Source organism: Cellulophaga sp. BC115SP (genome assembly GCF_009905545.1).
GTDB lineage: Bacteria > Bacteroidota > Bacteroidia > Cytophagales > Spirosomataceae > Flectobacillus > Flectobacillus rivi.
The window spans coordinates 280,740-302,460 of sequence record NZ_JAAALB010000002.1 but is presented as its reverse complement, the minus strand read 5'-3'; the positions used below and the strand labels follow the sequence as shown (position 1 = coordinate 302,460).

13 protein-coding genes are annotated in these 21,721 nt (G+C 36.7%); 8 read left to right on the top strand and 5 right to left on the bottom strand.

The features are described 5' to 3' along the window. Positions 1-27: 27 nt before the first annotated feature. Together GVN22_RS02710 and GVN22_RS02705 are read right to left on the bottom strand one after the other, a co-directional pair. Entirely contained in the window at positions 28-723 is a 696-nt protein-coding gene (locus tag GVN22_RS02710) for a tol-pal system YbgF family protein (RefSeq protein WP_166549534.1), read from the bottom strand. Next, on the bottom strand, positions 720-1,316 hold the full coding sequence (locus tag GVN22_RS02705) for an RNA polymerase sigma factor (RefSeq protein WP_205690762.1): 597 nt from the start codon (positions 1,314-1,316) through the stop codon (positions 720-722). The genes GVN22_RS02710 and GVN22_RS02705 overlap by 4 nt, the downstream gene beginning before the upstream one ends. Positions 1,317-1,674: 358 nt before the next feature. Here GVN22_RS02705 and GVN22_RS02700 point away from each other — a divergent pair, with 358 nt between their 5' ends. The 3 genes from GVN22_RS02700 (at position 1,675) to GVN22_RS02690 (ending at position 6,039) form a co-directional block, all read left to right on the top strand. After that, positions 1,675-2,034, top strand: coding sequence for a LytTR family DNA-binding domain-containing protein (locus GVN22_RS02700; RefSeq protein WP_166549533.1), 360 nt, complete (start codon positions 1,675-1,677; stop codon positions 2,032-2,034). 441 nt (positions 2,035-2,475) lie between these two features. Then, positions 2,476-3,249: a hypothetical protein gene (locus GVN22_RS02695; RefSeq protein WP_166549532.1), complete on the top strand. Its 774-nt coding sequence runs from the start codon at positions 2,476-2,478 to the stop codon at positions 3,247-3,249. 162 nt (positions 3,250-3,411) lie between these two features. Next, entirely contained in the window at positions 3,412-6,039 is a 2,628-nt protein-coding gene (locus tag GVN22_RS02690) for a CHAT domain-containing protein (RefSeq protein ID WP_166549531.1), read from the top strand. Between the two features lie 46 nt (positions 6,040-6,085). Here GVN22_RS02690 and GVN22_RS02685 read toward each other — a convergent pair whose 3' ends face one another. Further along, positions 6,086-7,588 carry a choice-of-anchor I family protein gene (locus tag GVN22_RS02685; RefSeq protein WP_166549530.1) on the bottom strand — a complete coding sequence of 501 codons (1,503 nt, stop codon included), beginning with the start codon at positions 7,586-7,588 and terminating at the stop codon, positions 6,086-6,088. Between the two features lie 322 nt (positions 7,589-7,910). Beyond that, positions 7,911-11,528 (bottom strand): GMC family oxidoreductase N-terminal domain-containing protein, encoded by a 3,618-nt coding sequence (locus GVN22_RS02680; protein WP_166549529.1) that lies wholly within the window; start codon positions 11,526-11,528, stop codon positions 7,911-7,913. Positions 11,529-11,812: 284 nt separating this feature from the next. Between GVN22_RS02680 and GVN22_RS02675 the strand changes: the two genes are divergently transcribed. From GVN22_RS02675 to GVN22_RS02665, 3 genes are all read left to right on the top strand, one after another. Next, on the top strand, positions 11,813-12,610 hold the full coding sequence (locus tag GVN22_RS02675) for a hypothetical protein (RefSeq protein ID WP_166549528.1): 798 nt from the start codon (positions 11,813-11,815) through the stop codon (positions 12,608-12,610). Between the two features lie 532 nt (positions 12,611-13,142). Further along, the gene (locus tag GVN22_RS02670) at positions 13,143-14,093 is read left to right on the top strand and encodes a hypothetical protein (RefSeq protein ID WP_166549527.1); all 951 of its coding nucleotides are present in this window, start codon (positions 13,143-13,145) and stop codon (positions 14,091-14,093) included. Between the two features lie 300 nt (positions 14,094-14,393). Next, positions 14,394-17,447, top strand: a complete 3,054-nt coding sequence (locus tag GVN22_RS02665; RefSeq protein ID WP_166549526.1) for a PAS domain-containing hybrid sensor histidine kinase/response regulator — start codon at positions 14,394-14,396, stop codon at positions 17,445-17,447. A 314-nt stretch (positions 17,448-17,761) separates the two neighbouring features. Here the strand turns inward: GVN22_RS02665 and GVN22_RS02660 are convergent, their stop codons facing one another. After that, entirely contained in the window at positions 17,762-19,369 is a 1,608-nt protein-coding gene (locus GVN22_RS02660; protein WP_166549525.1) for a T9SS type A sorting domain-containing protein, read from the bottom strand. 375 nt (positions 19,370-19,744) lie between these two features. Here GVN22_RS02660 and GVN22_RS02655 point away from each other — a divergent pair, with 375 nt between their 5' ends. After that, a complete protein-coding gene (locus GVN22_RS02655) occupies positions 19,745-20,641 on the top strand; it encodes a hypothetical protein (RefSeq protein WP_166549524.1) in 897 nt (298 codons plus the stop codon). A 13-nt stretch (positions 20,642-20,654) separates the two neighbouring features. Next, positions 20,655-21,551, top strand: coding sequence for a tRNA (adenosine(37)-N6)-dimethylallyltransferase MiaA (miaA, locus tag GVN22_RS02650; protein ID WP_166549523.1), 897 nt, complete (start codon positions 20,655-20,657; stop codon positions 21,549-21,551). Positions 21,552-21,721: the final 170 nt, after the last annotated feature.

Genomic DNA, 21,721 nt, shown 5'->3' with positions numbered 1-21,721 from the left:
GTGTGATCGAAGATAGTAAATAGCCTTTTACCAGTTTTTCAACAACTCTTCTGCTTCTTGTTTTCCAAAAATATCTTCTTTACTTTCTGTAATTTCAACTAAGATATTTTTAGCCTTTCCTTTCTGACCCATCTGCAATAAAGTAATAGCCTCGTAGAATTTTCCTTTATTGACTAGTAGCTCGTTATTCTTCGCAATTTCCTCAAAAATACTCAATGCGCTTGGATATTGCTTGAGTTGTAAATGACATAAGCCCTGATATTCAAGTGCTTGAGGATTGCCTCCAATCTGTTTGAATAACTCAAGTGCTTTTTCATAAGCGCCTTCATTGTAGCAATTTACTCCCTGCGAAAGCATATCGTTTTGATTAGACATCGAGGTGGGTAAAGTGCTCAAGTTTTCCTTTACATAAAGCTGGGCAAATTCTTCGGAGGTAGGTGCCTGATTGATGAAGAAAATACCTGCAATAATCATAACAACGGCTGCGGCGGCAACACTGACGAACTTGATAATTTGACCTCTTTGCTTTTGTTTAATCGTAAAATACAAAGCTTTAAGGCGTTCTTTTCGTTCTAAATCAGATAGGTGTCGCATTTGCAAATAGAAAGCCACGTCCTTAGCAAAAGAAGGGTCACTCTGGATTCGCTGGTTTGCGTGAGCATTTTCTTCTGTAGAAAGTCGGTTTTCACAAAAATCTTCAATGTATGCTAAATGATTGCTCATACTTGGGTTGAATTGTGTACTAAATCTTTAAGTTTTGACAGACATCTTTGACGAGATGATTTTACTACATCAGTGCTATTATAGTCCAAGGTATCCATGATTTCGTCATCCGTAAATCCTTCGTTCCAGAGCTTTAAAAGGTCTTGACATTTTTGCCCAATCAACGCTAATTTTTGATAAATCAATTGGATTTCGGACTGCTGGATTAACTTTTGAAGAATCGTTTGATTATCAGGGATAATTGCCGAAAAATCACTTAAATCTACGGCTTGATGCACAGATGCTTTATTAGTCGTGGTTTTTCGAAAATGGTCAACACATTTATTTGAAAAAATTTGAAAAATAAATGTTTTCAATTCCGAACGCTGCTCAAATCGCTGCTCTTTGATTTGTTTGATAGCCGCCAAAACGGTATCAGAGTACACACTGATTGCCTCATCTTGTGTTAGACGATGCTTTTTAACTCCTACATCAACAAGATAAATATATCGTTCGTAAAGAATGTTTTCGTACCGACGATTTTGTGAAGGGTTGTTTTGTAATCCTATCACAAGGTCTTGGTCGGATAACTTCTTAAATGAAAAAGAAATCATAGTTTATTCGGGTATGGCTCAACATACTATATGGTTAGTGTTTTGAACTTTGAAATTTAATCAAAATTCAGTACATGCTCTAAGTATTTTCATTCGATTATGTGAACGGTAAGAAGCCTATCTCTAATAAGTAAATTCTCCTAAGGATAAAGTAATGATTTGTTCTGTGTTAAAAACTTTTTTTAGAATATTATATCTTGATTATCAGTGTGTTCGAAATATTTTTCTAGAAAAGTTTATTTTTTTTTTACGCTTTATGTTTACCTCTTTTCATATCCCACGACTAATGTCTATGAAAACCAACACAAACACAAATAATCGGTACGAATCATCCTTGTCCATAAAAAATTATACGCTTATGAACCCAGATACCTCGACACACTCAAAACTATATATTGATAGAAAAAAAGTTGCTATTAATTATTCAGACATAGTGTACCTAGAGGGAGATGAAAATTATACTATCATCTATCTCTCAAATGGTAAGAAAGTTTTGTGCGCACGTACATTGAAAGACATCACGAATCATATTCAATCTGGTGAGTTTTGCCGAATTCACCGCTCATATTGCATTAATCTCAACCATATCCGTAATTATAAACGCTCAGACCAAGAAGTAGAAATGACTAATGGACATCGTTTCGGAGTGGCAAGACGCAAAAAAACATTATTTGAAAAACAGGTTTCAGATTTCTGGAACTCTGAAGAAAATCATTGAAAATACAACAATTAAATTAGTGGTTAGGTAATCGTGTACATCCCTCAATTAATAATTGGGGGGTGTCTATTTAAGTATTAGTGCTGAATGATGAGTTGTGAATGTAAAATTTTAATTATCAGTATCTTATATCTTTAATTGATTAAATATTACTTTGTATAGTTACTAAAGTTAGCGGGCAAAATTAAAATAATTTTACTCGCATCAAGCTCTAGGCTAAAAGTTAAATAGTATTTCTCATGAAATAATTGAAGCTTTTTCGCCTAATCCCTACGGCTTATAGCCTAAAGCGTATTAATGCAATTTTATTTTGCATTAAAACTTACATGTTAGAAAGGATTTTTGAATAAGTATTTGTATACCAAATCATAAAGTATTGCTTCTGTTTTTCCAGTTCTCATTTTAAATACTTTTTTGTAACTAATTCACCCTCTACTATACATGAAAACTCATACCATTAAGTTAACAATCATCATGCTATTCGCTTGGATAAGCTTCCAAGCAACAGGGCAAAGTTGCTGCCCAAGTTACATTCAAGACTATGTCGAAACTGCCACCTTTCCTTATGATGGCTTTGGTGTCGACAATGTACAGTCATTTTTAATTCCTTCTGGCGACAGAATCCCACCTAATATGGGAGCTGCCGCTGAAGCAAATGCCAAACGATTTTATAGTATTCTTAATCAATCTTATGTGTATGTAAAACCAGACCCTAAGAATGCAGTACAAATTGTTCAGAAAAATACTTTCTTGATTCCTAAATCACCTAATGCACAATTTTTCATGAAGTTTCAACAAGTAAAAACGTGGGGCTTCGACAGTAGATACAACACTTTTGTAGAGTTTAGTGCAGACGGTGGTCAAACTTGGACAACGAAGTTTATGGATTTGAGTTTGATGTTTATGGGAGAAGAAATCTGCATCGAATACCATGTTAATTACAAGAGCATATTAGTGGCTTTTCAGAAAATAGACCCTAATATGACGCTGGAGAAGCTTTTGGAAACACCACTTAATTATCGTTATAATTATGTGCCAAAAACCTCCACCGAAAAGAAAGAATATCTCAGAACACACCCTCATTTTGTGAAGCTTACTGCGGGTGCGTCTGTCAAAAATTTGAACTTCCTTCACCTACTTGTTGATGACGAAGATGGTACGGGTATTACTGGCGGAAGCACGGGTTCGGGCTCGCTGGCACCTCCTCCTCGTTAGTCATAAATTTGTGGTAACTATAATTTAATGTGTAATTTGAGTACTTGGTTATACTGACATTATTGTCGGTATAACCTTTTTTATTTATAGCTGTCGTATATCTCTTTAATCTTTGCTATCTTTCGAGATAACTCAATGGGTTATCAATTGAAAAAAGATTATATGAGCAAAATAGTACGTTTTTTAATAGCTTTTGTCAGTTTTCTTTGGCCTTACTTTACCTTTTCTGTAAATACACATTTGATTCAAGACGTTCAAGCATTTGAGCAAAATTTGAAAAAAACGTCGCTTAAAAATATTGAACAAGAGTTTTTATTTTTTAAAAAATCAGAAAAATATTTTGAACAATTAGAAAAACAGAAAAAGTATGAAGAGGCCTACAAACTATGTGTATTTAGAGCAAAACGCTGGGATAAATTAGGTTCTCTGCCTGATAAAGAATGGGCTTATGTTTGGTATATTCATGCTTTTTATCAGTGGTATTTTTTTCATGATATTCAGGCCACTCGCCGCCTAATTTTCCAAAAAAATAAAATTAGAGATTTTCAATTTGTTGATAAAAGTTGGACATTATACTCACGCATTTTAGTGGAGGATGGTTCTTACCAAGAGGCTATTGAATGGTGTACAAAAGGTATCGATAAGGTCAACCCTAAAAGTGATATAGAAGTCTATTTAGGATTATTAACCAATTTGATGAATGCCAAAGTGAAGCTAAACGCTCCTATTGAAGAAATCACGGAAGTAGGAGAGAAGTTACGCAAAGCGAGTATCAACTACAAGGATAAGATGTTCTATTTCTATGTGTTTACCAATTTGGGTGAATACTATTACCGAAATCAAAACTTTGCAAAAGCCAGAGAATATTATTCACAAGGGGTTGCGGTGCGATTGAAGTATAACTTAGAAAATTTAGAAGCAGACAACATGCTAGCTTCATGTTTTCAAAAGCAAGGTAATTATCAAGCCTCCACAAATCAGTATGATGAGCTTATTAAATTGTTTGAGAAAAATTCGTTCGTTGCTTATGAGAAAAGTAAATATTACCTACATCAAGCCGATAATTTCAGACAACAAAAGGAGCTTGGTAAATCAGAAATTTATATTCAAAAAGCTGCAAAAGCACTTGGCTATCAGTCTGTAGTAGATACGTATGAAGGCAAAAAATCAGAGCTTTTGTATTGGTTTGACTATCGTATTCGACTATCCTCAGAATATGGTAATCTAAAAAAAGTACAATATTTTCAGTTACAGGCCGATACGCTGATTGATCGTATGCGGAAGGAACATACGGAAATTAACTCTAAATTATTCTGGAGAGAAAACACCCATCATTTCTATGAAAAAGCAATTGAAGTTAGCTTTAAGTTGAAAGATGTAGAAAAAGCTTTTTACTTCATCGAAAAGAGTCGAGCTATTCTGTTACTCGATGCTTTGAAAGACCTAGAAGCCAATGGGCAATTACCTTTTGAAGTAAAGGCAAAGAAGCAAAAAATCCAGTTTGAGATAGAAGCCATGAAGGAGCAACTGTCCAAACTGAATGCTAAAAGTCGGATTTATCAACAAATAAATCTCAAATTACTAGCTTCCAAAGACCAGTTAAATAACCTCATAGACTCAACCGAAAAAGCAAATCCAGCTTACCAAAAGCTGAAGTATAACCACCATTATATCTCGCTCGAAGAACTCCAAGAAAAGCTCAAAGATAATGACCAATCGTTTCTAGAATACTTTGTTGGTAACGAAGCAGTGTATGCTATTTCGGTAACATCTTCTCAGGTGAGGTTAAAAAAGATTGCACTCAAGTCATATCTTGATGCAGTAAATGTTTACCAAAAGCAATTATTGACCTGTAAGAACACCGCTACTAAAAAGGAGTTTAATTATCTGAAAAAGATTTCTTATGCCCTATACAAGCATATTTTCGAGCCTTTTCAATTACCTAAAGGGCGAGTAATCGTATCACATGATAATTACTTCGTTTCGATGGCATCGCTACTGCCTGATTGGCGGGTTTCTGAATTTTTGATTAAGGATTATCGTTTTAGTTATGCGTATTCGGCGAATGTTTTTTTCAAAAATACTAATCGAGTAAATATTGGAAGAACGAAATTATTAGGAGTTGCCCCTGTCAATTTTGATGAAAAGCTAGGCGTTGCTAAACTCTATAATTCTGATCATACCCTTGAAAATATCGAAAAAAACTATTTTACAGGCAAACTTTTGACTTACCATAAAGCGTCAAAAGCAAATTTTAAAAAGGATATAGCCGACTACGATATAATCCAGTTATTTACCCATGGTAAAGCAGATTCGACGGAGTCGACAATTTATTTTCAAGATTCTGTTTTTAGTCTAAATGAACTCCAACGATTGCCTCAATTGCAAGCTAATTTGGTTGTTTTGTCTGCTTGTCAAACTAATATTGGAAAAAATGCTACGGGGGAAGGAGTTATGAGTTTTGCCAGAGGATTTGCCAATTTGGATGTGCCAAGTACGGTCTCAACTTTGTGGAGTGTAGATAACAACGCTACTTATCAAATCACGGAATTGTTCTATAAGTATCTTTCCGATGGTTACGAAAAAGATATTGCTTTACAAAAAGCACAAATAGATTATTTAAAGAAACCTTTAAATCCTAATTTACCATTTTATTGGAGTGGTATAGTCTTAATTGGAGATTCGGGGAAAGTGGTGTTATTTTCAAAAATTTGGCAGTATACGATTATAGGAGTAGGTTGTTTGCTTTTTGGATTATTGGCTATTTTGGCATATAAAAAACTCTTTTAAAGTATGGATTGCGGGGGATTAACTCCCCGCAATCCATACTTTAAAACTACATAATTGTCTTCGGTTGGAAAACTTTGATTACACCATCATTTTCGCTACTTACAACTAATAAACTCTTTTTGGTTGGACTATCTTTAGCAGGAATAAACATTACACCCTCTGGAGCATCACCAGTTTTAAGCAATTGTAAAAAAACAGGTGCTTTGGGATTAGTAATGTCATAAACTGCCACTGCATCCGAACGTTCCATGCCTACAAATACTACTTTTTTGTTACCGACCATTCCTGTTGCAATTCCTTCAGGCTCAACGCCTTTGTCGTCGCTTCTTGTGTCATCATAAAGACCAGCAGTGGCACATTGTGTATCTAATTCTTTTTTACTGTCAAAAATCAATGAGCCATCGTTACCATTCCAAACACTAAATGAGCGAGCACCAAACGAATATAATTCATCATAGTCGCCATCGCCATCGGTATCACCCAACGTTGATGTGATATTCAAACGACCTAATACAGGGTCAGTTTTAAGTGTAGTCGCATTTGGGAAAACGGTCGCGTCTAACTTTGCTTTACCTATACGAAGTGTTTCCACAAAAGTGTCATATTCTCTGGCGTCACCTTCGTTAGCTGTAAATAAATATGGAACACCACCAGCCTCATAAACGGCAATTGCATCGGGTTGGTACATGCCTTTTACTGGCCATTTTCCAAAAGCAATGGTATTGTCTTTATCGCTTGGGTCGATTTCGTTGCCATCCACACTATAACTTTTGAAACCTAATGGAAATACGTTCGTAATGGTTTTTGAAGCAATACTGATTTTGGCAATGGCATTGTTTTCTTGTAAAGTTACCCATGCTGTTTTTGAGTCACTCGAAACAGTAATGTATTCTGGTTCAACATCTTTTGCTAAACTTGCATTCGGACCAAATACTCTAAAGCCTTTTGCCTTCAATGCGCTAAGTTGCCCTTCGTATCCTGCAAAATCTAAGGTTGTGACAGCATAGTTTTCATCTACTGAAATAATAGAAATACTGCCCACAGGGTCATTGCTATAACTTGCATTTGGTTCACCTTCGTTAGCTGACAAAATAAATTTGCCATCTGGCGAAAAAGTCACCATATCTGGCAACGCACCTACGGTAATCGATTTGATTTCTTTATAATCTGTTGTATTAAATACTACAATTTTGCCTGGCGCTTGCTTATCTGTTGACTCAATAGCTGCGGCTAATTTGCCGTTGCTCACACTTACGCTGTTTACAAAGCCACCATAAGGAGCAACAAGAATAGAAGAAATGACTTTGATATTGCTTGGGTCAGCAAAGTCCAAAACATCAATTTTATTAACAGCACTATTGTTTACAACGAACAAACGCTTTGTTTGAGGGTCGTAAGCTGAGATTTCTGCTGCGCCAGTTTCGCCAATATCGATTGAGCCTACTTCAGCAAAAGTGGCAGCATCTTCATTGACAAAAAAATCATTTTCAGTGGTAGTACAACTCGCTAAAGTTGCTGCGATAAGAATAGAAGTAAAAATCTTTTTCATCTTGAATAATTTAATTGTATGTACGTTTAAGAAACTTGGTTACAAAATTATTATCGCAGTTTTAGGAGAATTGTACTTAAGGATTAAGGCTATATTAGGATTGTGTGCCTATTGTTATGGAAATATTAGGAGATGCTGGGTAATATCGTGAAGAGAAAAGGAGGTTTGATTAATATAAGGTTATTAATTTATTTAAAATGAAGGTATTACCTAGATTGATGAGAATAGACATAAGTTTAATATTCATAAACAAAAAATCGGATTTGAGAGAAACCTAAGCTTCTCCCAAATCCGAAATCAAATATCCGCTATCCGAAATATTTTACTGGTGTTTCGCAAAAATCTTCTTGGCTGCCAAAGAAGCCATAGCCATAATGGTCAGTTGAGGATTGACATTGATACTAGTAGGAAACACTGAAGCGTCGACTACATATACATTGTCAAGTCCGACTACCCCAAAATTTTCATCAACTACTCTTTCATAAGCGTGTTGTTGACTCGCCATTTTATTACCTCCTTGTGGGTGTGCAGTACCCATAAAGAGGTCTGTCAATTGTAAAGGATAGGTTTCAAAATGTTGGATAAAATCATTTACTTCACTAGTATTTTGCAAGTTGAGTAAAATACCAGGTTTGGTAGGAATAATGACTTTTTTGGCTCCAGCAGCTTGACCTAGTTTAACTAGCGTAATGATTGCATATTTGATATTTTCGACATCTTTTTCACTCAAGATCCAATCAAAAGCTTGTCCATTAAGGATGTTTGCTTTGGGCTGAATGCTTCCCATGGCATCCGAACCAATCAAGCCTCCAAAATTTAGAAGCTTGTCATAGTTTTTCATAAAATCGTCTCTTCGTTCAAAAACAAAAGGCATACAAGCTAACGCAAAGGCCGCTGGAGGATTGAAATAGGTCTCAAAAACAACCTTATTGTCAGGTTGTTCGCTATGACTGTATAAGGTAATTTGTTCTCCGTCAAATGCTTTGATAGGTTCGTCAAACTCAAAAGCTAACGGCATGCCAAAATTACAACTAATTTGTTGCCCAACCTGTGGGTTATTGAGCTCACTGCGCATCAAAAAATGACTCGAGGCAATTACGCCACCTGCCACAATAACAGCCTTATTAACTTTCACGATACGAATAGCACCATTATCGGCACGTAAGAGTACAGAACTTGCTTTGGTGCCAGCTTCGTTTTTTTGTAGGCGCAAAGCAGTCCAATTGGCGATTACTTTCACGCCCCAAGCTTCTGACCACGGAATATAGGTTTCGAGCATCGAACGCTTACGTAACTTTTTGTTGCCCAAATTCCAGTTGCCATCGCCTATATTTTCTAAGTGGTTCACTTCCAAAACTTTTGGTTCTGTAAGTTTTGAAGCACCCAAAGGAGGGTTTTGATTATACCCCTCGACACCAGTCTTGAATTTGTCTGCAACAATTTCATTGATACCGAGCGGGTTCAATGGTTTTACGTTCAATTCACTTTTTATGGTTGGGTATTCATTGAAAATCTCCTCGACAGGAATACCGTAGGTTTCTTTCCAAATTTTAGCCACTGATTCAGGCATCTCAAAGCACACCGCATTGTTGCTAACAGTTGTACCACCCACACATTCGCCTTGGAGCATCGTCATAGTGAACTGATTGGTTTGTTGCAGACCACCTTCTTTGTAGATTTTCTTCATCATGTCAAACTCATTATCCTGAAAATCTTGACGTGGTTGTAAGCGGCTACCTCTTTCAACTACTACTATTTTACTAGCCGCTTCCCTCACTTTTTGCTCATCTATTTTCCCTAAAGCATCCGTAAATTCTTTTTGGATACATTCAACCAAACGATAGGCAGCACTAGCACCACCCGCTCCCGAGCCGATAATGAGATAATCTACTTCTTCGGGCAAGTCCGCTTCATGCGTTGGCGTTGAGACCCTTGGTGCAGGAATTTTGAGGTCTTGAATTTGCTCATAATTATGAGCATCATTAGGCGATTTGGGTAATGGCGCTACTTCACGATAAGGAGGATTAAATAAAGCCCCATTGCTTTGTAATCGGTCTCGCGCGTCGGCAGGCACATAACCAATCGAATGTCTGACATTGGCGTTGGTATAAAAAGCAAACTGCGTCAAGGCATTTAATGAAAGCCCAATTTGATAGGCAAATTCTGAAATAATGGGAACGCTTGAGGATTTTCGTTGCCATTCATTTCTGAAAATATAATGATTCAAGAAATACCTTTGTTCGTCACGATTCATAGACGAAAACGGAGGCTTCATGCCAAAAAGTGTATTGAAAACATGCTCTAATAGACTAAAAGGAACATTCAAAATACCTCGTTTTCTACCTCTTATGCCAGAGATATATCGGTCTATTGAACTTGTAATCAAAGACAGATTTTTTTCGTCTCCCAATAATTGATTTTGTTCTGCCCCTAAAGCCTGCACAAGCGCACGAATATTATCTGTTGCCGACGGACTTAAGGTATTGATTCCACAATCAATTTTGTAATAAAGCTGACGCAGAAAAGCTAGTAATCCAGCAATGAGCAAAAATACACAAGCATAAAGCCCTAAATACCAGTCGATATGCTGAAATATGCCATATTGATTAATGATTTTGACATCAGCAAAAACAATCCATACTAATCCTAAAATAGCGCCAAGTACCATCGGAAAAATGATGAGATTGGTGAAATGTTGTCTTAGCGAAATTCTGTTGATCAACAAAAGACTAATAGCAGCCCACGAAACAAAAAGCGTAATGGTATTGCCCAACATTGGGTCTGGAGCTGAGAAAATAAGTCCCCAGCCTTCAGTAGGATTTCCCCAAATGCGGAATGCTAACATACTCATTCCTATTAAAATACAGATAATAGTAAGTCCAGAGAAGACAATTTTTTGGAGTGTAAGAGGAATAGAAAAGTTTATCGGAATCTCTTTTATTGCTTGAAAATCGCCTCGGTTGGCACGGTACTTGACCATGACAAAGATGAAAATCGAGAGTAAACTTCCCTCTACAAAGGTAGAAGTAAGTAGGTAGTCACGGTAACTAATAGTGCTTGAAGGATTTAGGTAAAATAGAAGCGTATATAGCGTCGAAAATAAATGACCAGCTACCAATACAATACAAACATAGTAGCGTAAAGCAATGTTATAAGCACCCAAAAAGGCAAGCATAATCATAAGCCATTCTTTGATATAAGTGTTCATTGACAAAGCCAAGTTGGCATTCCCCATATTAATCATGTATTGAAGGGAATCTGGCCATGGACTTGCCCCAAGCTGTCCTAAAGCTAAAACGCCCCAAAAACCTAAATAACCAAATCCCGCCAAGCGCAATAACCAAAAACCAATATCTCTTTTGGGTTTTGCAATAGTTTCTGTAGCCCAAGACTTTCCAAATAATTGATCAAATTGCTCTTTTGAAGCACCGTTGGTAATGGGAGTGCCCCACAAAATACTGGCTACCAATCGAGCGACAAATAGGGTAAATATGGTCGTTACCTTGGATAAGGTAAGTACCGTAAATAAGAGTTTACTAAAATGGTCAGGAAGCCAGAAGGCAAATTTCTCAAAATGAAATACCCATGCTGGATGTGACGCTGTAGCATTTAGTTTGTACTGATAGAGTTCGGCAACAAAGTAACCGAAGAAAACGATACTCCATGAGAACCAAGAACTAGCTTTTCGTAAAACAAATAACAAAGGTGATGTGGTAAAGATAATGATGCTTGCAATTAACCAAAACGATGATAGTTTGAAGCCCAGAACTGTAATTTTTTCGAATGTTATCCAATCTAAGCGATTGAATAACGTTACTAAAGTAGCAACCAAAATCGTTTGAACCACAGCAACGCTTCCTAGGCTTTTCCAAGTTGGTGTATTGTCGAGTGAATCAGGACGTAGGTATCCCTTTAGGGTAAAGAGAGAGGGAAGTTTCATAGTAGTGTTTTAAAGTATATCGTATAGATTGACGGTTGAAATAAAACAAGAACTGTTTTGATACTCCAAAGGAGTGGTAAGCAAACTTTAATGATGAAAGCACTATATTTTTGATTATCAACAAAAATATACAATTTGCGTCTGTAATAAGTACTTTTTCAAGGCAAACCGTAATTATTAATAAGAACTTTTGAGTAAAAGGCATGAACCCGTAAAATGCCATACTTAGTTATATCTTTTAAAACTGGTGGATTCTTTTCGACCACTTAACACATTTGATTATAATGAAAAAACTTTTCCTAGCAGCCCATTTGGCAGTATTGTCTATTACTCAACCTATATTTGCCTTCAACACCGTAGTTCAAGCGACAAATGATAAACCAACGAAAGTAACTTTTCATGGCGTATATAAAATTCCAGATCATGAAATTTATACTATTGTAAAAGGTATTCGCACACCCATCAAGGAAAGCGCTGAAATCCTGATTGAACCTAATAGTAGCATCGTGTTACGTGTGATCGATCTCAAAACCAATCAGATTGTTGCCAGAGAAAAAATCATGTATATGAATTTGGCTACAGACCTTATTTTTGAGTCATTACAAGGTGAAAACGTTTTGTATAAACGTAAAGCATCAACAGGGGCAAGTACTGTTACCGAAAAAGTAGTTGCAACTCCTAAGCCAGCATCAGCTCCAGCACCTACTGCTTTAAAGACAGAGAGTGCTCGTCCATTCGTAAAACCTAAACCAGGTACTTTTCCAGAAAAAGATGGAATTCGTTCAGCAAAGGGGATTACTGATGAAAAAGTACCCACTACAAAGACAACTATTGCTACCAAAGCTGTAGAAAATTCTGCTGTTTCAGCACCTAAGCCAACTAGCACAGCAGCTAATGCCACCGAAGGTGAAAAGCTTGACCCAAGAGCTACTTTGACAAAAGTAAATTTACCTAAACCCAAAGAAGAACCTAGCTCTAAGGTGGGAAGTCTTGGTGCAATTAATGCCAAGCCAATTATTATTAAAAAAGCGACAACAAAACCTGCATCAACTACCAATACGAAGACAAAAGCGAAACAGTAACATGTCAGTTTTGGGAAAAGATCTTCAGATACTAAATTTTTCATCAGCTTTGTAAGGCTGATCATTTGCTAAAAGCTAATAATTTCTTGTACAATTAAGTGAGTGGGCAAAATAAAAATAATTTTCCAGTATTAATCACTAGGCTTTATGCTGTAGGCTAAAAGTTGAAAAGAATTTCTCATGAAATAATTAAGTTTTTTGGCCAAATGCCTACGGCTTACTGCTTAAAGCGCTGTAGGTGTGAAAGATTACAAATGGTTTTGTCTTCTCTTACATCTACAGCGCTTTTACAAGTAGTAATACTATAATTGCAGTTTTCTAAATTTTATTCTACATAATCTCTTAAGCTTTTGATAAACAGGGCTTTATGGTTTTGTTTTATTGTCTTCTTCACTACGCTCTCATTTGATTTCTCTCCGCTTAATCAGCTTACTAGCCACAACTCAAGAATTCTAATTATCTTTAGTGATATTTTTTGTCGTTGATGTCTGTATTTTGACGCTTAGCCATTAGTAAACTATTAGTTATACCCATGAGAAGTCGTTTTTTTTTACCAATAATGTTTGTTGTAGCCTTAATCTCCTGCGAAGAAAAAAAGCATCGTGAGGTTCAGTTACCCATCAGTGATTCATCTTTATTTGTAAATACACCGATTAAATATTGGGTCGAAAATCAAGCAATTGACGAAGCTTCAGGTATTGCCGCATCTTATCTGAATCCACATAAATTTTGGGTTCATAACGATAGTGGTGGCGACAATGTATTGTTTTTGATAGATGACAAAGGGCATGGCTTTCAGCAAGTTCACCTCGAAGGTATCAAAAATCGTGATTGGGAAGATATAGCGGTAGTCAAACATGGCGGTTCTTCCGAGATTTATATCGCCGACACTGGGGATAATTTTAAATGGCATTCTACAAAGTTTATTTACCGATTCAAAGAACCTAGTATGGGCGAAAAGTCCGACATGACCATCAGTCATATCGAGACGATTGAATTTGAATACCCCGACGGTAGAAAAGATGCAGAATGTTTATTAATTGATCCAGTTTCAAAAGACATTTTTATTATTTCAAACCGAGAAGCAGAAAAGCATATTTACCGCCTCAAATATCCACGGTCTACCCAAAAAGTAAACACTGCGGAGTACGTAGGTATCTTGAATGCTTCAAAGGAGAAGCCTACAGATGATAAAGCATCGCGCCAAGATTTATATGTTACATCGGGGACTATTTCAAATACAGGAGATGAGATTTTGGTAAAAAACTATAAAAATATTTTCTACTGGAAAAAACTTCCCAACGAATCAATTGCCCAAGCACTTCAACATGCTCCTGTAGTTCTGCCCTATGAGACAGAGTCTCAGGGAGAGGCGTTAAGTTTTTCTCAAGATCTAACAGAATATTATACTATCACAGAAAAGGGGCATCGTAGCAACGCTGTCTACCTTTCGTGTTATAAGCGTAGAAATACACTTCATTAGGAGATTTTTTAGAAGAATATTCAAATCATTTATTACTAAACTGAGGATGATTGTTGTATTGTAGGGTTAATCGTCAAAAATGTTTTTTTATTACCAAATGGTAAATTCCGTTTGGTATGATTTTTGCGGCTTTATTATCAATTCTCTATTTCTTTTAAACCTTATTTATTAGTTTGAAAATGAGAGAGTTATAGCCTAGCCTTACTATTATGATTCTCTTTGCCGTCATTTATATAGACTCATACAAGCAGCTTCATATAGTAACTTCCGACCATTAAGATTATTTGTGGACAGTTGCTTATGCAAAATCTGGTAAATCATATATTTGAAGATACATTTGTAGGATATTGGCTTTGGGACGCAAGCACAAATCTGAACTCATGTAATCCAACATTTCTCAATCTTCTGGCATACCCCGAGGCAAAATTTAACGCATCGGAGGTTTTTTGGCATGATTACCTGTCTGCTTCGGATTCATTTGATTTTCAAAACGCATTCGAAGAACTTTCTCAAACGCTTGAACCACGCAATTTTTCGTTTAAATGGCGCATGAAGTTGCCAAATCATGAAGTTCGATATGTTCGTGCGGGATTTAGAAATCTTCTCAATGACTTTTCGATCGAAGCGGTAGTGGGTAGTTTTATCGACATTACAGAAGAAACGCTCCAATTATTAGATGTTCAAAAAGAAGAAAAACTCTATCAACAAACTTCACAATTAGGAAAGAGTGGCGCTTGGGAATTTGATTTTGCCAAAAATTGGTTTTATCTCAACAAGCCAGCTCAAAAGATTTTGCATCAACAATCGGCTTGCGCGGATTGGGAGGTGCTTCAAAGTGTTTTTGCTCACAAAGAAGATTTTCTTTCTTTTGAGAGAAATATCAAAGCTTTGTCGCCTTCACAGAATACATTCTTGTTGGAGTTTGAGGCGAATAAAACGCTTGGGGTTGGACGTTGGTTTAGAATTATTGCAGAACTAAAGAGCGCAACTATATCATCGACAAAGGTTTTCGGTGTAATTCAGGACATTACAGATTTTAAATTGTTTGACGAACGACTCAATGTAATTTTTGAGCGCTCAACCGACGCACATTTGGTATTTGACGAAAGCGGTATCATTGATTGTAATGCAGCAGCAGTTGAAATGCTTGGGTGTGATGATAAGGTAACTCTATTGAGATACCATCCAGCTCATTTTTCCCCTGATTTCCAACCTGATGGGATGACTTCTTTCGAAAAGTCGAAAAAAATGGATGCCTTGGCACGCCAAAATGGGTATCACCGATTTGAATGGCTTCACAAGCGTTTAGATGGCACGACTTTTTTGGCTGAGGTAACACTCAATCCCATTCGATTAAATCAGAAAGATGCGCTTTTGGTGGTTTGGCATGATATTACAGAAAGAAAAAAAGCAGAAGCAAAACTAGCCAATACCCAACTTTTGCTCGCCGAAACTCAAGTGCTGACTCACTCGGCAAGTTGGGTACTCGATTTGTCAACTTATACCAATACTTATTCGTCGGCGGCTTGTGAAATATTTGAAATAGAAAATGTGTCAAGTTTTCCTCAAATCAATCCACTTGATTGGATAGATGAAAGTGCAAAGACTCGATACCAAAATTTATTAGAACAGGCTATCCAAAACCAAGAAGAGTTTGAGATAGAGCTATTGCTTAATCTTAATAACGGTAAAAAGAAAGTAATCCGAAAAATTGGAAAGCCGACAGTTTCAGAAAGTGGGAAGATAGATAAAATTATTGGGGCTATTTTGGACATTACTCAAGAAAGAAAAGACCAAGAAGCCATTTTAGTGAAGCAAGAGCAGTTTGCCAACTTTATTACCAATACACCTGCTGCCGTAGCGATATTTGACACCAAAATGAATTATATCGCCTATAGCCAGCACTGGATTGACTCTTTGTTGATTCAAGAACAAGATTTGGTAGGGCAAAATCATTATGAGATTTTTCCTAATATTCCTCAAAAATGGAAAGCTATCAATGATTTGTGTTTGAAGGGTGAGATACATCATTCTAAGAGCGATACCTATACACGTGCAGATGGGAAGGAGGAATGGCTATCTTGGGATGCTCGTCCGTGGTACTTGGATTCAGGCGAAATCGGAGGGATCATCATTTGTCTTGATGTGATTACCGACCAAATTGAAGCCAAAAATACCCTTATTCTCGCCAAAGAGGAGGCCGAACAAGCAGCAATTGCCAAAACACAGTTTTTGTCAACCATGAGCCACGAGATTCGCACACCGATGAATGCCGTGATTGGTATCACGCATTTATTGATGCAAAATGCCCGTGAAGACCAAGCTGAATATTTGAAAATTTTGAAGTTTTCTGCCGAAAATTTATTGGTTTTAATCAACGATATTCTTGATTTTAATAAAATAGAAGCAGGAAAAATTACTTTTGAAGAGGTAGATTTTAGTCTGAAAGACTTATTGGGCAATATCCGAGCCGCTCTATTGCAGAAGGCTATTGATAAAGGAATTCAGTTGAAATTGATGATGGACGATGATCTTCCTGATGCGGTAAAGGGTGATTCGGTAAGAATAGGTCAAATCCTGACCAACCTTGTTTCCAACGCAGTGAAGTTTACGGATTACGGACGAGTTACCATTTCGGCATCAATTCTTAAAAAAGATGCAGATGCCACGACGGTGACTTTTGAGGTAAAAGATACAGGAATTGGCATACCTCAAGACAAATGGGATTCTATTTTTGACAGTTTTACGCAGGCCAGTTCAGAAACTACCCGAAAATACGGTGGTACTGGATTAGGGCTGACCATTACGAAGCGATTATTGGAGTTACAAGGTAGTAAAATCCAATTAGAAAGTGCTCCAGGGGAAGGTTCAATATTTTACTTTGACCTTCGTTTGAAGAATAGTTCATTCCAATTTAAAAAACGTACCGAACCTGATATGACAAGTCAAAAACACCCAAGTTTGAAAGGACTTAAATTATTAATTGCCGATGACAATCGAATAAACATCATTGTGGCGCAACAATTCTTTAAGCGATGGGATATTGAAAGCGATGTGGCCGAAAATGGCGTACTCGCTGTTCAAATGGTACAGCAGTCTGACTATGATATGGTCTTGATGGATTTACAAATGCCCGAAATGGATGGATATGAGGCTACACAAAGTATTAGATCATTGAGTAACGATAGATTTGCTCAGATTCCAATCATTGCATTGACAGCTTCAGCCATGCTTGATATTAAAGATAAAGCATTTTCAGTGGGGATGAATGATTATATTTCAAAGCCTTTCAATCCTGACGAACTCTATCGAAAAATTGCTTTGTATAAAAAAGAAAGTACTCAGGAGGTGTAAAAAGCTATTCATTTGAATGAAAATACCTTTGATTTAAGTACAAATTTTGTGAAAATTCGTATTCCAGCAGTAGAGATGCAGTGATTGCGTCTCAAGTCAAGTTATATCTAGCGTAATAGCATCAAAAAAGCGGTCGAAAACTATTTTCGACCGCTTTTTTGGTAAAAGCTTGGAGTATAATCCCAATCCTAAAAATTCGGAATGATTTATGTTTTAGCAACAAAGCATTGCGGCTCTAAAGATGAAAAAGAGATTTAATAATAATCACTTATTCACTCAATTAGATACGACACCTATTTTATGATTAGAAAATATCAAGGAACCTTCAACACTTTTCCTTGATAAACAGGAGCAATCTTGGTATTGCCAGTAGTAGGAGTGACCGAAATCAAGTAAAGGTTAGGAGATAGGTCTGACATATCTACAGGAAGTAAATTGTTTTCCGCAATCATATTTTCCTGAGCTTGTACGAGTCTTCCTAAACTATCATAAATTTTTAGATTAAAATATTGACTTTCAGCATCTAAACGCACAAAAAGTATTGAGTTGCAAGGATTAGGATAAGTAGGTAGTTCTTGAACAGGAACGAAGTCATCTATGGTCCAATCGCCCGTGTATTCATAACAACCAATATCGTAGGCACCCCCAATAGGTCGAAGGGTATCTGTCAAATCTGTTTTTAAATTAAGATAAGCTAAGTCTTTACCCGCATTTACCAGTGGTGACGAGAGTCTTGGCTTGTAATTATCGTTATTGGAATATTGAAGTTTTGCGTTGTCTATCGATTTGTCCGTAAAGTTATTTGAGGCAATGTATCTTACTGTCGGATAGGTTTTGATATATTGGTTAGTAGGAGTTTTGAGCAGTAAATTATTATAAACCTCATACTGTTGGATATTACTGTAAAGTTTAAGGCTTTCTCCTTTGGTACTGATGATACTATTGTTCATGATTCTGACGTAGGTATTTTCGGTAGAACGAGGTCTGGTATCTGAGAAAATACCATTCCCTCCAACATTATAGATCAGATTGTTATATACTTGCTGATTGCCCAAACCTCCAATCATTATAATACCCGTTCCGTTTACATCATGGATAATATTATTATAGCAGTCGCCACCAGCACCTCCGCCAATCTGAATACCATTTACCTGATATATCGAAAATGGATTATACCCCGTATGTTGGAGTTCATTGTGATGGACTTTAGCATCAGGCGCACACGCATATTGGATTCCTTCGGCTGCAGTTCTTTGGACTTTATTATGGTGTATTTCTAATCCATAAATCAGGTGAGGGGATGCCAGCACTTTGCTACCATCGCAAGTGATTTCTTGTCCCTCGTTCCAAAACGAACTTCCTATATACATCCCTTCGCTTCCTGTATCGTGAATATAATTGTGATGTATCAATATATTAAACATCGCAAAATTGCCTTCCCAGTTACTTTGGTCACAAAAAGGATCAGATTTTACCATGATTCCTGCAAATCCCACGTGGGAAATCTCAGTATTTGCCACCTCGATATCGCTACTTGTTCCCTCTATTTTGATACCCATTGAAGCACTAGCGTTTGAACTTACACCAATGCCCTCTTTCAAACTAGCATCTCCCGAGCCTAAAAATTGAATATAATTACAATCAGAGAACAAAACTCCGACATTGTAACCTGTGATGTTGACTCTACCACCGCAGTTGATGATTTTGATAGGCTGTGAAGCCGTACCTTTGATATTGGTAAATCTCATTTCGGTATAATCACCAGCAGTAATACAAACCGTTTGTCCAGGTTTGACAGGTAAGTTGGAAGGGTCAAAGTAGTTGGCTTTGCTAATTTTAATGTCACAATTACAGTTTTGTGAAAAGGACGAAAAACTCGCAAGAAGTCTCAGAAAAAATATCGTAGTTATAATTAAGCGCATAATTCTGTAAACCAAGATGAATAAATTAATAACTGGCGGATAATTAATCGAAACATTAAGCTTAATAATAGGTGGTTTTAACAAAATTATGAAATTTTCGCATTTATGTATCTTTTTGCTCTAAAATGTATTTTTAGAAAAACCTTTTCTATTTTGAGCTACAATTTTAAGCCATCGTTGGAGATCACTCCAACGATGGCAAAATACTTAAATATCAAGAAAGAAGAGATGAGCCATACAGCTGTATCTATGCTACAATTGGATACTATCCTTCTGTTTGAAAGCGCCTTCAAACAGAAGAGATATGATTAACTCATAACATCTTCCTACTTACGATGATAAGAATGCCTATCTTTGCGACAAAATAAAATAAGAATGGCAGATAGTGAATGGATAGAAGAGCTTTGTCAATGGCTCGAATGGCAGGGTATTCCTTTTCAAAAAAGCACAGAGCAACTGGAAGGACAGATTTTGCCTTTGTTATATTTTCCTACTAAAAAAATAAAACTCCTTCTATTTGATATTTATCATTGGGAAAGCACACCACTTTCAGAAGCGTATGGCACTAAATTGAGCCAGTTAGCTCAATCTACAGGTATCAAATATATTTGTCTTTGGCAAGATTTATGGTACACCAAGCAGGCACTCCTAAAGGCAAGAATCAGCAGTATATTGGGCTTTTTTACCAGATTGCATGCACGTCATTGTGTAGTCTCCAGAATTGATAAGCCTCTAATGGATGTTTTCCTACAAACACACCATTTACAAGGAAGTACGCAAGCCAAACTGAAATATGGACTTTTTCTCAAAAAACAATATATCCCTAAATACTTAGGCGAAAATTTTCCTACAGATGAAAATGCAATGATTGCTGTAGCAAGTTTTAGCGGCGCTCGTACCATGAAATGGGGCGATAGACAGGATTTTCGTTCGTATGAATTACTACGATTTGCTTCACTGCAAGGATATGTTGTGGTAGGAGGGATGGACAAACTCATGAAGGCTTTTATGCAAGAAAACCAGCCAGACGACATCATGAGTTATGCAGATAAAGATTGGTCTGATGGGCGTAGCTATCAGGTGCTAGGATTTGAGCAAGTGTTAGATTTTGAGACAATTACCTATTATTGGGTGAACTCGAAAACATACGAGCGTTATCCTGAAAACCGTATTCTCCAACAATACTCTGTAGAGGAATTGAAATCCCAAGGTTGGATTAGAATAGGCAATTCGGGTAGTTTAAAGTACATAAAAACTCTTAGAAAAGAATAGGAAAGTTTTATTTATGCAATATGAATTAATCACCATATTAGGTCCAACAGCTTCAGGAAAAACGCATTTGGCAGTACAATTAGCGGCACAGCTCGATGCCGAAATTATTAGTGCAGATTCAAGGCAAGTGTATCGTGGAATGAACTTGGGAACGGGCAAAGACCTAGAAGAATACTGTATAGGAAATAAAAAAATTCCTTATCACTTGATTGATATTGTAGAGGCAGGAGACAGTTATCATATTTTTCAGTTTCAAAAAGACTTCCAAAAAGCATTTAACGATATTCGTAGTCGTGGCAAAATTGCTATTCTTTGCGGAGGTAGCGGATTGTATTTGGAGGCAGTTTTAAAAGGCTTTCAATATACGGCTGTTCCCATAGATGAGGCGTTTCGTGCGACCTTACTTCCCTTAAGCCACGAAGAACTCCTAAAACGTTTTGATACAGTAGCCTCGTTTGTACCCAAAGCAGATACATCTACCCACAAACGCACCATCAGAGCCATTGAAATAGGAGAGTATCTTAAAGCGCATCCTGAGTTTGAATTGCCACAGCAACAAGTAATCAATTCAATCATCTTTGGACTAAATCCACCTGTAGAATTACGTCGAGAAAAAATCACTAGACGTTTACATCTGCGTTTTGAACAAGGAATGGCGGAGGAGGTAAAAGCATTACTTGATACTGGTGTCAGCCCAGATAAGTTGATATTTTATGGCTTAGAATACAAATGGATAACGGAGTATTTGCAAGGTACAATAGACTACCAGACAATGTTTGATCGATTAAATGTAGCGATACATCAATTTGCTAAAAGACAAATGACTTATTTTAGGAAAATGGAGAAAGATGGTTTGATTATCAATTGGTTAGATGCAGAGCCGTTTACTCAAATTCAACAATTTATATAGGCTTTTTTAGGAGTGTTTTGTTACTTTGTTATAGAAAAATCGTATAAATATTACAATTCGATTAGGGTTAGCCTGTTCAAAGTTGTCATTGTATCAAATTAGAGATTTTTTCACACTCTTTTTCACTCCTATCTAAAATGTCAGTCGTTATTTTTGCCCTTGTATTATTA